Genomic DNA, 13,894 nt, shown 5'->3' with positions numbered 1-13,894 from the left:
TAAAAAAAGAGCCTCTTGGCTCTTTTTTTATTTAAAAAACAAGCGTGGCGCCTCCCGTACGCTTTACTCCTCTCATTGATGCTAAATCTTCCACTAATTTTAGCAGCGCTTTATCTTTTAACTTTGCTTCAATCATTACGTCAAAATCTTGTCCCATATCTTTAGCTATTTGCAAAAAAGGTGCGATGAAATCAGTTGAGACATAATCAGAGTGACTTCTAAATTCTTTTTCAGATTTAGGAGAAGAGATATGTACTTTTGGTTTTAATCCGATATGTTTCCACGTGTCAAAGATACGAGGGAGCAATAGGTCAAGAGGTTCTTCTCCTTCATTTGCTTTATGGTGGTGATAATCAAAGAGGAGAGGGACTTTCTCTTTTTCGCATACGGCTAATGTTTCTTCAGTTGTGTATGTTTTATCATCGTTTTCAAGAGTCATGCGCTTTTTAATGGCAGGCGGCAGCGTTTGAATGTTTTCATGAAATCGACCAATCGCTTTTTCTTTATTGCCATAAGCTCCTCCTACATGAATATTAATAAGAGCTTGATCAGCTACTCCCATCGCTTCAAGCATTCTATAGTGATAATCCATATCTTTTACCGCATTTTCTGTAATGTGTTTTTTGTCGCTTGTAAATAATGTGAACTGATTGGGGTGAAAACTCACGCGCAGCTGATGATTCCGAATCAATTCTCCTATCTCTGACCAGTCTTCTTGGAATGCATCAATGTAATTCCAAGCTACTTCAGGATGAGTAGCTAAAGGGACAAGAGAAGATGACAATCGATACAGCATAATTTCGTGGGCAATATTAAAATGCAAAGCGCGCTTAGTATGATTCAAATTTTGTTTTGTGACGTGATGAAGCTTATCCAGCCTCTCATCTTTTTTCATTTTTCCCCATCTAGTAAACGTGAGGGTTTTAGCAGGTGAGCAGTCCCAAAGCGACAGGGCATGTGATACATAGCCAAATCTAATTTTCATGATAAATCTTCCTCTTTTCGTTCATTAAAGTAATGGAGAAATAAAGGTTGCAAATCCTTGCTTTAGTTTTTCACTCCATTTTCGGTTTTTGACATCTTCTAAAGACAAAATTGGGCATTCCCCCATACAAGCTTTAAAGCTGTTCTTTACTTCTTCAATATACGTTGCATCATAGATTAAACAGTTGATTTCAGCATTTAAGAACAAGCTTCTTTTATCAAAATTAGCCGTTCCTACATCGCAGATAACATTGTCTGCAATTAATACTTTGGCATGGTAAAAACCGTAATAATATTGATAAATCATACAACCTGCTTGAAGTAATGTGGGAAGATAAGCAAACGCAGCATGATGAACAAGCGGTTGATCTGCACGCATTGGAATTAAAATATGAACTTTTACTCCCCGTGCACGAGCTTGGAGTAAAGCATTCATCAAAGGTTCACTTGGAATAAAATAAGGAGTACCTATATACAATTCCCTATTGGCTTGGTTGATAATCGATAAAAAGCTTTCTTCAAGTGAAAAACCTTCAGTCGACTTTAGCTGAATAACATAGTCTCCTTCAGAGGTTGGTGGAAAGTATCTTTCCACTTTACGCAGGTCTAAGCCGGTAGCAGCATACCAGTCGCTCAATAGTTGCATTTGAAGGTCTTGTATACCTTCCCCTTCCATACGCAGGTGGTAATCTTTCCACACCCCAAGCTTGGCGTCGAGTCCTAAATATTCTCTTCCAATATTAAAACCGCCAATGTAGCCAACTTTCCCATCAATAACGGCCATTTTACGGTGATTGCGTGCGTTGAGTGTATAAAACAAATAAGGCCACCGTAGCGTTCGACTGTAAGCAAAATGAACACCTTGTTTCTTTAAGAATGCAATTTTGTTTTTCTTGATTTTATAGCTTCCTACACGGTCTACCAATAATCTGACTTCAACATTTTGCTGTGCTTTTTGGACTAGTAAATCTAAAAATTCTTGGCTAATTTCATCATTTTGTACAATGTAAAACGATAAATGGATAAATGAAGAGGCATTTTCTATTTCGTGAAATAAATCTTTATACAAGACATTCCCGTCTGCGAACAAAAAGAGAGAAGCACGGCGTTTTGGAAAAGTATTTTCAGCCTGGGAAAATACTTTCTTTCCAACACCAAGGTCAATTGCAAGCCAAGCAATAAAAATAATAAAAAGTAAAATCACAATCATGCCGCTCATCATGTCACCTCTTTTCCCGATGTAAATACATTTTATGTTGTTCTTAGTGTCACCTTGTTTAAATAGAATATGAACAAAAGAACGAAAAGATATTGACTGAATGCTCATTCATTATATACAATGAAAACAGATATATTATCAGAAAATTTAGTCGTCAGGAGGAAAGAAAGGTAACAAATTATTCAAGGAGGGGACGAGATGACAGGGTTGCTGTGGGTGAATTTTCTCTTTTTTATTATTGTAACCGCTTACGCTATCTCTTTGTTTGTATATTTAATTCGCACACGCATTGAGTACATTCAATTAGGAAAAAAAGTTGAATTTGATCAGCGGTTAAAAGAAAGGCTGCAAAAAATTTGGGTGAATGTGTTTGGACAAAAGAAACTGTTAAAAGATAAAAAAAGTGGAATTATGCACGTCATGTTTTTTTATGGGTTTATTTTAGTTCAGTTCGGCGCGTTAGACTTCATTATAAAAGGTTTGCTTCCAGGTAAACATTTGCCGCTTGGACCTTTATATCCCGGCTTTACATTTTTCCAAGAAATTGTGACGTTTTTGATTTTAGTAGCAGTTGTCTGGGCTTTTCACCGTCGCTATGTAGAAAAGCTTGTGCGTTTAAAAAGAGGATTTAAATCTGGTTTAGTACTGATTTTTATTGGAGCACTTATGCTGTCAGTGCTTGTTGGAAACGGCATGTCAATCATCTGGCATAATCATGAACCAGCATGGACAGAACCGATTGCGTCATCTATTGCCATCTTGTTTAAGGGAATCAATGATACTGCCGCTATCTCCATTTTTTATGTTTCATGGTGGATTCACTTAGCCGTGTTATTGACGTTTTTAGTATATGTTCCTCAATCAAAACATGCTCATTTACTGGCTGGACCGGCTAACGTATTTTTTAACCGTGTTTCTAAGCCAGGTAAGCTTGAAAAGATTGATTTTGAAGATGAGACGCAGGAGACGTTTGGGGTTGGTAAGATTGAAGAATTCACGCAGCATCAGCTCATTGATTTATATGCCTGTGTAGAATGCGGTCGATGTACGAATATGTGTCCGGCAACGGGTACGGGGAAAATTTTGTCTCCAATGGATTTAATTTTGAAGATGCGCGATCACTTAACAGAAAAAGGAGCGGTTGTGACATCTAAGGCTCCTTGGGTTCCTACGTATGCATTCTCTAAAACAAAAGGAAATCAGCTGGCGATGATGGCGGCCAGCCAAGGCGGAGCAGAAGCCGCAGCAACAGCGGAATATAATCCCGCCCTAATTGGAGATGTCATTACGGAAGAAGAAATTTGGGCATGTACAACGTGCCGAAACTGTGAAGATCAATGTCCCGTAATGAACGAGCATGTAGATAAGATCATAGATTTACGACGTTTTTTAGTATTAACCGAAGGAAAGATGGACACGGATGCTCAGCGTGCCATGACGAATATTGAGCGTCAAGGAAACCCTTGGGGATTAAACCGAAAAGAGCGTGAAGAATGGCGACATGTAAGAGAAGATGTTCACATTCCGACTGTTAAAGAAGTAAGTAAAGCGGGTGAAACGTTTGAGTATTTGTTCTGGGTAGGTTCGATGGGATCTTATGATAACCGCAGTCAAAAAATCGCTCTATCGTTTGCTAAGCTTCTCAATGAAGCTGGTGTTTCATTTGCGATTTTAGGAAATAAAGAAAAAAATTCTGGTGATACGCCCCGCAGGTTGGGCAATGAATTTTTATTCCAAGAGTTAGCTTCTAAAAATATCGCTGAATTTGAAAAAAATGAAATCAAAAAAATTGTTACGATTGATCCACATGCTTACAATATCTTCAAAAATGAATATCCAGATTTCGGTTTTGAAGGAGAAGTGTATCATCACACAGAATTATTAGCTATGTTGGTGAAAGAAGGTAAGCTGACACCAAAACATGCGGTTAATGAAAAAATTACCTTCCATGATTCTTGTTATTTAGGAAGATATAACGAAGTATACAGTCCACCAAGAGAAATTTTGAAAGCGATTCCAGGTGTTAGTTTGATTGAAATGGATCGCAACCGTGAAAATGGTATGTGCTGTGGAGCAGGAGGAGGGTTAATGTGGACGGAAGAAACGACCGGCCAGCGCATTAACGTAGCGCGCACGGAACAAGCCTTAGCCGTTAATCCAAGCATTATCAGTTCAGGTTGTCCGTACTGCTTAACGATGCTAAGTGACGGAACAAAAGCAAAAGAAGTAGAAGAAAAGGTTCATACGTATGACGTAGCAGAACTGCTTGAAAAGTCAATTTATGGTGACGTGCAAGAACAGGTTTCATAAAGGAGAAGTAGAGATGGTATTCATCTCTACTTTTTAAAGAAAGGAAATTGAGCAAGCGTTCAATCGGCAAGGACAAAGAGTAGGAAAAAGGGGAGGAAACAATAGTGGGGAAAACAGTTATTGTGAGTGCAGTTCGAACACCTTTTGGAAAATTAGGTGGCAGCGTAAGCGGACTAAAAGCGGCAGAACTAGGGGGGAGAGCGATTCAAGCAGCATCAAAGGGACGTACAGAAATTGATTCCGTTATTATGGGGTGCGTGCTGCAAGGGGGCCAAGGACAGCTACCTTCTAGGCAAGCCATGCATTATGCAGGTTTACCGTGGCAAGTAGAGACGGAAACCATTAATAAAGTTTGTGCATCGGGTATGCGCAGTATTACAACTGCTGATCAGCTGATTCGATTAGGAGAAGCAAAAACAATCATTGCAGGTGGAATGGAATCGATGAGTAACGCGCCGTATCTTCTTCCAAAAGCAAGATGGGGATTCCGGATGGGAGATAGCGTGGTGACGGATTTGATGGTTCATGACGGTTTGACATGCAGCTTTACAGGGGTGCAAATGGGTACGTATGGAAATCAAATAGCTTCTGAAATGAATATTTCCCGAGAAAAGCAGGATGAATGGGCGCTTCGCAGTCATCAATTAGCGGTAGAGTCAGAAGAAAAAGGGAGATGGGATGCAGAAAGAATTTCAGTTGATATTCCGTCTAAAAAAGGAACGATAACGGTTCAAAAAGATGAAGGACCAAGAAAAGATACGTCGTTAGAAAAACTCTCGTCTCTTCGGCCTGTATTTGGCCACAGTGGAACCATTACAGCAGGAAATGCACCTAGCGTGAATGACGGAGCAGCTGCGCTCATGCTAATGGATGAAGATGTGGCGAAAGCAAATGGCTATGAGCCGTTGGCTACGATTATAAACCATACTTCTCTTGCGATGGAGCCAAGGGAATTTCCGAAAACGCCTGGGTTTGCTATTAACAAGCTACTGCAAAAAACAAAGAAGACAGTAGATGATATTGCGCTGTTTGAAATCAATGAAGCTTTTTCAGCAGTAGCATTAATGAGTATGGAGATTGCAGGGCTTCCGGCTGAAAGAGTAAATGTGAACGGCGGGGCAGTGGCACTTGGACATCCGATTGGAGCAAGCGGCGCCCGTATTGTTGTAACGCTCATTCATGAATTAAGACGACGAGGCGGCGGACTAGGCATTGCGTCTATTTGCAGCGGCGGCGGCCAAGGTGATGCCATCATGGTAGAAGTGTAAAAGGGGGAGATCAACTTGAATATTGAAACAGTTATGGTTATTGGAGCAGGTCAGATGGGAGCAGGCATTGCGCAAGTATTTGCTGCGAGCGGATATCAAGTTTCTTTGTATGACGTTGATCAAAAAAATACACAAAAAGGAATAGAAAGTATTGATAAACGTCTGAAAAAACAGGTGGAAAAAGGTTCTCTCTCAGCTAAGGAATATGAAGGGATTATGGAGCGTCTTCACTTGGCAAATGAAATAACAGCAGCACAAAAAGCAGATTTAATCGTCGAAGCGGTTGTGGAAAAGATGGAAGTCAAGCAAGCCATTTTTGCGGAGTTGGATTCGTTAGCCCCGAGTCATACTATTTTAGCAACCAACACGTCTTCGCTTCCTATTACTGAAATTGCAGCTGTGACCACTCGACCTGAAAAAGTAATTGGCATGCACTTTATGAATCCTGTTCCCGTGATGAAGCTCGTTGAAATTATTAGAGGGCTGGCTACTGCTGATGAAGTGTATCAAGCAGTCTATGAAACAACAAAAAAATTAAATAAAACCCCGGTGGAAGTTCATGATTTTCCAGGGTTTGTTTCAAATCGAATTTTAATGCCAATGATTAACGAAGCTGTGTTTACGCTCTATGAAGGTGTAGCAAACGAAGAGGATATTGATCAAGTGATGAAACTAGGAATGAACCATCCAATGGGACCTTTGACATTAGCAGATTTCATCGGCCTCGATACATGTTTGTTTATTATGGAAACGCTCCATAAAGGGTTTGGTGATGACAAATATCGTCCTTGTCCATTGCTTAGGAAATATGTAAAGGCAGGATGGCTTGGTCGAAAAACAGGAAAAGGATTTTTTACGTACGAAACATAAAGGAGTGGCAAAATGATCTTTTTTACGTCTGAACAACACATGATTAAAAAGATGGTAGCTGATTTTAGTGAAAAAGAAGTCGCTGCGGCTGTGCCAAACATGGAAAAGGGTGAATTTCCTCGAGGTTTATTAAAGCAGATGGCTGATCTTGGCCTGATGGGCATTCCCGTTCCTCAAACATACGGAGGAGGTGGACTGGACTTTGTGTCATACATGATTGCCATCCACGAAATATCAAAAGTAAGTCCAGCCCTCGGCGTCATTTTGTCTGTTCATACTTCTGTAGGTACGAATCCTATTGTCGTATTTGGGACGGAAGATCAAAAACAAAAGTATGTAAAAAAACTTGCGACAGGTGAATATTTAGGTGCTTTTTGCCTAACAGAACCTAGTGCAGGGTCTGATGCCGCAAGCCTAAAAACAAAAGCAGAACGAAAAGGAGACCACTATCTTTTAAATGGGTCAAAGCTTTTCATTACAAACGGGGGAGAAGCGGATACATATATTGTATTTGCTAAAACGAATCCCGAACGCGGGTCGAGAGGGATGAGCGCCTTTATCGTTGAAAAGACGATGGAGGGATTTTCAGTAGGAAAAGATGAACATAAGATGGGTCTTCACGGTTCTCGAACGGTTCAACTGCACTTTGAAAATATGCAGGTGCCTGTAGAAAATCGTCTCGGAGAAGAAGGTGAAGGATTTCGAATTGCTATGGCTAATTTAAATGCTGGAAGAATTGGTATTGCTGCTCAGGCGGTAGGAATTGCTGAAGGTGCGTTAACAGCAGCCAAAAACTATGCAAATGAACGATATCAATTTGGAAAGCCGATTTTATCTCAGCAGGGAATTGCCTTTAAGCTGGCTGATATGGAAACGGCTGTTGAATCAGCGAAGCTTTTAATGTACAGAGCCGCTTTTTTATATGATCAAAAACTTCCTTGCAAAAAAGAAGCCTCAATGGCGAAATTGTTTGCTTCCCAGACGGCTATGAATGTAGCAATCGATGCGATTCAAGTTTTGGGAGGCTATGGTTATATGAAAGATTATCCAGTAGAGAGGTATTTTCGTGACGCCAAAGTGTGCGAAATCTACGAAGGTACAAGCGAAATTCAGCGCATTGTCATTAGCAGTCAACTATAGGGGGAATAATCATGTTTTTTAAACTTTCAGAAGAGCACGAAATGATTCGAAAAATGGTGCGAGACTTTGCCAAAAACGAAGTGGCTCCGACAGCTGCACAACGAGATGAAGAAGAGCGTTTTGACAGAGGAATCTTTACACAAATGGCTGATCTAGGATTAACAGGTATTCCATGGCCAGAGCAATACGGAGGAATCGGCAGTGACTATCTAGCTTATTGCATTGCCGTTGAAGAACTATCTAGAGTATGTGCATCAACAGGCGTTACGTTGTCGGCTCATACTTCTCTTGCCGGCTGGCCAATCTATACATTCGGAACAGAAGAACAAAAACAAAAATACCTGAAACCTATGGCAACGGGTGAGAAAATAGGTGCTTATGGGTTAACGGAACCGAGTGCTGGATCAGACGCAGGAGGAATGAGAACGCTCGCTGTAAAGGACGGAGAAGATTATATTTTAAATGGTTCTAAAATCTTTATTACAAACGGCGGCGAAGCGGATATTTACGTCGTATTTGCTCGCATCGATCCTAATGAAAAACGCACGAGCGCTTTTATTATTGAAAAAGATATGCCGGGATTTTCAGTTGGTAAAAAAGAAAAGAAACTGGGCATTCGCTCTTCACCTACCACAGAAATTATTTTCGAGGACTGCCGTGTTCCAAAAGGAAATTTGCTAGGAAATGAAGGAGAAGGATTTAAAGTTGCCATGATGACGCTAGATGGCGGCCGAAATGGTATTGCAGCGCAGGCGGTAGGAATTGCTCAAGGAGCGTTAGATGCGGCGGTGGCTTATGCAAAGGAACGTCAGCAATTTGGAAAGCCCATTATTTCTCAGCAAGGAATTGCTTTTAAGTTAGCCGACATGGCCACGAGTATAGAAGCTGCCAGACTGTTAACCTATCAAGCTGCTTGGCTCGAGTCTCAAGGGCTGCCATACGGCAAAGAATCAGCTATGTCAAAATTATATGCTGGGGATACAGCAATGAAAGTAACGACAGAAGCTGTTCAAGTATTTGGAGGGTACGGTTATACAAAAGATTATCCAGTAGAACGTTTTATGAGAGATGCAAAAATCACGCAAATTTATGAGGGTACACAAGAAATTCAGCGTCTCGTCATTTCTAGGTATCTTGCTAAATAAAACACTTGTTGTAGGAGAGGTGAAAAAATGAAAAAGAGAGAAGTTCTCACATCCATTAAAGATGAAAAGCTGATTGTAGAGCGTCGTAATCAAATGATTAAAGGGGCCGTCACGCTATTTAAGGAAAAAGGTTTTCACCGAACAACAACAAGGGAAATTGCCAAAGCCGCTGGGTTCAGTATCGGTACACTTTACGAATATATTCAATCTAAAGAAGATGTTTTATATCTTGTATGTGACAATATTTACGATGAAGTGAGAGAGCGATTAGAAGAGATGGTAGTGGATCGTTATACAATCGCTGAGCTTCAACAAGCGATTCAGCACTATTTTAAAGTTGTGGATGAGCTTCAAGATGAAGTATTAGTCATGTACCAAGAAGCGAAATCGCTGTCTAAAGATGCGCTTCCATATGTATTAAAAAAAGAGCTGGATATGGTTGAAATGTTTAAGGTTATTATCGAAGGCTGCGTAGAAAACAATCAATTTGCACTTACGGATAAAGAAATTTCGCTGTTTGCTCATCATTTATTTGTTCAAGGTCAGATGTGGGCATTTCGCAGATGGTGGCTGCAAAAGCATTATTCACTAGAAGAATATACAAATATGCAGTTGGATTTTTTACTTAAAAATTTTTCATTTCAACAACTGTGTGAGGGGGAGACAGTTTGAATACAAGCAAAAGACCGCTTCGTTTTTTAACCGCTTCTAGCCTGTTTGACGGCCACGATGCGTCTATTAATATTATGAGACGGATTCTTCAAGCCAAGGGGGTAGAAGTCATTCATCTGGGGCATAACCGATCTGTCGAAGAAATTGTTAACGCTTCCATACAAGAGGATGTTCAGGGGATCGCCATTTCTTCTTACCAAGGCGGCCATGTAGAATATTTTAAGTATATGTACGATTTACTCCAAGAACAACAGGCTTCTCATATTAAAATTTATGGCGGCGGCGGCGGGGTAATTATTCCGAGTGAGATTCAAGAGCTTCATGATTACGGCATCTCTAAAATCTTTTCTCCGGAAGATGGACGAAAAATGGGGTTAGAAGGCATGATTCAATTCATGATCGATGATTGTTATTACACAAATCCCCCTGCACTGCCGAATGATCGAACCTTAACGCCGGCTAATGACCGTTTAATTGCCCAGCTTATTACATGTGCTGAAAATGAAGCCTATGAATACACAAAAGAGCATGCAGCCGCTCTTGAAGAAATACGAGAAAGTGTAATCGACAGCGAGACAGATCAAAAAATACCGGTTATTGGAATCACAGGAACAGGAGGAGCGGGGAAAAGTTCGCTTACGGATGAATTAGTAAGAAGGTTTATTGAACATATTCCAGATATTCATGTAGCTGTTTTATCCGTTGATCCAACTAAACAAAAGACTGGAGGAGCGCTTCTTGGGGATCGAATTCGCATGAACATCGCAGCGTCTCCTCGTGTGTATATGAGAAGTTTGGCCACGCGTTCATCTGGACATGAGCTATCGGCGGCCATTCGAGATGGAATTGCCGTCGTGAAAAAAGCGGGCTTCGACATTATCATTGTCGAAACAAGCGGCATCGGGCAAGCTGATGCTCAAGTTAAAGATATTGCAAACGTCTCTCTTTATGTCATGACAAGCGAATTTGGCGCGCCGTCGCAGTTAGAAAAGATTGAAATGATTGATTACGCAGACTTTATTGTCATCAATAAATTTGAAAAAAAAGGTTCCGAAGACGCAAAAAAACAAGTGCAGCGTCAATATCAGCGCAATCATCAGCTGTTTGAAAATAGTCTCTCTACGATGCCAATTTACGGAACAATCGCGAGTCAGTTCAACGACGGGGGAACAAATATTTTATTTGAAGATCTTGTAAATCATCTGCATCAAACATGCCGTACGTCTTGGCACGTAGAAAAATCATCAGAGCGCGTAAGTGAAAAGAAATATACCATCATTCCTAATGATCAACAGCAATATTTACAGGAGATTGTAAACAGCGTTCGCTCTTATCACCGCAATACGGACGTTCAAGCGCAAACAGCGCGTAAATTTTATCAGCTAGAGGGTGCTCTCGAAGAAGTGGAAACAGAAACAGCCAAGCAAGAGCTCACTCAGCTAAAGGAGAAATATCAAAAACAGCTAACGGCCGAATCGATTGAAAAGCTGGAAAACTGGCCTAAATTAAAAAGTCAGTATCGGCAAGAAGAACTTATTACAAAGGTAAGAAATAAAGAAATTAAAACGTCTTTGCAAGTTGATACGCTATCAGGACTGCGTATTCCGCGCGTGGCCCTTCCAAAGGTTGATGAATACGGGGAAGTTCTTCGTTTTCTTTATAAAGAAAACGTGCCAGGTGCATTTCCATACACAGCAGGTGTTTTTCCGTTCAAACGAAAAGGTGAAGATCCTAAGCGTCAATTCGCAGGTGAAGGAACACCAGAACGAACCAATCGCCGCTTTCACTATTTGTCAAAAGATGATGAGGCCAAGCGTTTAAGTACAGCGTTTGATTCTGTAACGCTTTATGGAGAAAATCCGGATCCAAGGCCGGATATTTTCGGGAAAATTGGCGAAAGCGGCGTAAATGTCTGTACGCTTGATGATATGAAACTTTTGTATAAGGGATTTGATCTTTGCCATCCTTCGACTTCCGTTTCGATGACGATTAATGGGCCGGCTCCGATATTATTAGCTATGTTTATGAATACAGCTATCAGCCAGCAGGTAGAAAAGAAAGAAGAAGAATTAAAGCGTCCTTTAACGGAACAGGAATACGAGGAAGTAAAATCGGGTACGTTGAAACAAGTAAGAGGAACCGTTCAAGCGGATATTTTAAAAGAAGATCAAGGCCAAAATACGTGTATTTTTTCCACAGAATTTGCGTTAAAAATGATGGGAGATATTCAGCAGTACTTTATTGACGAGAAAGTGCGCAACTATTATTCTGTGTCTATTTCAGGCTATCATATTGCTGAAGCAGGGGCGAATCCAATTTCTCAGCTCGCGTTTACATTAGCCAACGGTTTTACGTACGTGGAATATTACTTAAGCCGAGGGATGCATATTGATGATTTTGCTCCTAATTTATCGTTTTTCTTTAGTAATGGACTTGACCCTGAATACACGGTTATTGGACGTGTGGCAAGAAGAATATGGGCAATTGTGATGCGTGATAAATACGGCGCAAATGAACGCAGTCAAAAGCTTAAGTATCATATTCAAACATCCGGCCGATCGCTTCATGCACAGGAAATTAATTTTAATGATATACGTACGACGCTGCAAGCCTTAATGGCTCTTCATGACAACTGCAACTCTCTTCATACCAATGCGTATGATGAAGCAATTACAACACCGACAGAGGAATCTGTACGTAGAGCGATGGCCATTCAACTAATCATTACAAAAGAGCATGGACTCACTAAGAATGAAAATCCATTACAGGGCTCTTTTATTATTGATGAACTAACAGACTTGGTAGAAGAAGCGGTATTGGCTGAATTTCAACGCTTAAATGATCGAGGCGGCGTTTTAGGTGCGATGGAAATGCAGTATCAGCGAGGTAAGATTCAAGATGAATCGATGGAATACGAGATGCAAAAACATACGGGAGCTTTACCTATTATAGGAGTAAATACGTATATTAATCCAAATGAAGAGGAAAGTTCCTCAGTTGATGACATGCAGTTAGCCCGCGCATCAAAAGAAGAAAAAAATCATCAAATTAATCAGCTTCAGAAGTTTCAACAGCAGCATGAAGAAAAAAGAGAAGACGCGCTGAAAAGGTTAAAGAAAGCTGCAACAGAAGGAGAGAACATTTTCAAAGAGTTAATGGAGACTGTTAAAGTAGCCAGCTTAGGAGAAATTACGCGAGCTTTATATGAATGCGGTGGGCAATATCGTCGAAATATGTAATAATGTATCGTTAGTATATAGTGATATATTAAAAGCCGCGATGACTATTTTTGGTCATCGCGGCTTTTATAGACTTAACCCTAACGGACTCAGAATAACTGATGGTGAATTCCTTTTGGTCAAAGGATACTGTTGGTGTATCAAGTAGAATGTATTATAGTAATAAAATGTCTATTTTTTCGTTGTTTTATGCGAAATTCTCGAGAATTTTAGAAACGAGGCTAGCATAAATGTATTGAATTTGTTTATAATGAATGGTATGTATTTATTCGTTTCCATCATTTACACATATGATGAATTGATTTAATAGATTTTCGATATACATAGCCATAGAAAGGATGTGCCAGATTTGAGTTTAGCACAGTACTCAAAAACGGATTTAAAAGAAATGTCGATGATTGAGATTGCTTACGCGCTTCTAGAAGAAAAAACAGATCGTCAAGCAATGTCATTCCAAGAAATTATTGCTGAAATTAAAGCAGCAGCGGAAATGTCAGATCAAGAATTAAAAACGAGATTAGCTCAGTTTTATACAGATATTAATATTGATGGTCGCTTTTTAACAGTAGGGGACAACCATTGGGGTCTTCGTGGATGGTATCCTTTTGACCAGGCTGAAGAAGAAGTTATTCCGGTTGCAAAACCTAAAAAGAAAAAAGCGAAAAAAGCTGTTGTTGAAGAAGTTGAAGACTTTGATGATCTAGAAGAAGATTTAGATTATGAAGATGTTGACGATCTAGACGAAGAAGAAGATTTTGAAGACATCGACGAGCTAGAAGAAGATGAAGATGATCTTGCAGAAGACGATTTTGACGATTTAGAAGATGATCTAGACGATGATGAGGAAGATGAAGAAGACGATTATGAGGACGAAAAAGAAAAATAATCCTTCTTGACTTTTTCAAGCGAAGTAGGTAGAATCTTTTTTGGGCTCTTTAAACAAGCATTTAAAAAGTTTTTATTTAAAATAGACTATTGCTCCCAATCCAGTTTTGGTATTGGGAGCAATTTTTTTATTTTATTTATCAATGTTTTACACCCCGATAT

10 protein-coding genes are annotated in these 13,894 nt (G+C 40.0%); 8 read left to right on the top strand and 2 right to left on the bottom strand.

Annotated elements, in window-relative coordinates:
• Nucleotides 1-31 precede the first annotated feature (31 nt).
• Both uvsE and cls read right to left on the bottom strand, forming a co-directional pair.
• A complete protein-coding gene (uvsE, locus tag WKH56_RS25600) occupies nucleotides 32-985 on the bottom strand; it encodes a UV DNA damage repair endonuclease UvsE (protein ID WP_034263994.1) in 954 nt (317 codons plus the stop codon).
• Nucleotides 986-1,009: 24 nt separating this feature from the next.
• Nucleotides 1,010-2,203 (bottom strand): cardiolipin synthase, encoded by a 1,194-nt coding sequence (gene cls / locus WKH56_RS25595; protein WP_051137078.1) that lies wholly within the window; start codon nucleotides 2,201-2,203, stop codon nucleotides 1,010-1,012.
• Nucleotides 2,204-2,401: 198 nt separating this feature from the next.
• Between cls and WKH56_RS25590 the strand changes: the two genes are divergently transcribed.
• The 8 genes from WKH56_RS25590 (at nucleotide 2,402) to rpoE (ending at nucleotide 13,733) form a co-directional block, all read left to right on the top strand.
• The gene (locus WKH56_RS25590; protein WP_063248433.1) at nucleotides 2,402-4,513 is read left to right on the top strand and encodes a (Fe-S)-binding protein; all 2,112 of its coding nucleotides are present in this window, start codon (nucleotides 2,402-2,404) and stop codon (nucleotides 4,511-4,513) included.
• Nucleotides 4,514-4,617: 104 nt separating this feature from the next.
• On the top strand, nucleotides 4,618-5,781 hold the full coding sequence (locus WKH56_RS25585) for an acetyl-CoA C-acetyltransferase (protein ID WP_028411968.1): 1,164 nt from the start codon (nucleotides 4,618-4,620) through the stop codon (nucleotides 5,779-5,781).
• 15 nt (nucleotides 5,782-5,796) lie between these two features.
• Nucleotides 5,797-6,651 (top strand): 3-hydroxybutyryl-CoA dehydrogenase, encoded by an 855-nt coding sequence (locus WKH56_RS25580; protein WP_063248432.1) that lies wholly within the window; start codon nucleotides 5,797-5,799, stop codon nucleotides 6,649-6,651.
• Nucleotides 6,652-6,663: 12 nt separating this feature from the next.
• A complete protein-coding gene (locus WKH56_RS25575; protein WP_028411970.1) occupies nucleotides 6,664-7,791 on the top strand; it encodes an acyl-CoA dehydrogenase in 1,128 nt (375 codons plus the stop codon).
• An 11-nt stretch (nucleotides 7,792-7,802) separates the two neighbouring features.
• Entirely contained in the window at nucleotides 7,803-8,936 is a 1,134-nt protein-coding gene (locus tag WKH56_RS25570) for an acyl-CoA dehydrogenase (protein ID WP_048021714.1), read from the top strand.
• A gap of 27 nt (nucleotides 8,937-8,963) precedes the next feature.
• Nucleotides 8,964-9,608 carry a TetR/AcrR family transcriptional regulator gene (locus tag WKH56_RS25565; protein WP_014457745.1) on the top strand — a complete coding sequence of 215 codons (645 nt, stop codon included), beginning with the start codon at nucleotides 8,964-8,966 and terminating at the stop codon, nucleotides 9,606-9,608.
• Nucleotides 9,605-12,847, top strand: coding sequence for a fused isobutyryl-CoA mutase/GTPase IcmF (gene icmF, locus WKH56_RS25560; RefSeq protein WP_140451804.1), 3,243 nt, complete (start codon nucleotides 9,605-9,607; stop codon nucleotides 12,845-12,847). The genes WKH56_RS25565 and icmF overlap by 4 nt, the downstream gene beginning before the upstream one ends.
• 349 nt (nucleotides 12,848-13,196) lie before the next feature.
• Complete coding sequence (gene rpoE, locus WKH56_RS25555; protein ID WP_033580392.1) at nucleotides 13,197-13,733, top strand: DNA-directed RNA polymerase subunit delta; 537 nt, start codon at nucleotides 13,197-13,199, stop codon at nucleotides 13,731-13,733.
• The last annotated feature ends 161 nt before the right edge of the window (nucleotides 13,734-13,894 follow it).

The organism is Priestia sp. SB1, assembly GCF_038898415.1.
Note: the sequence above shows the minus strand (reverse complement) of the source record. Positions and strands in the feature narration are given on the sequence as shown.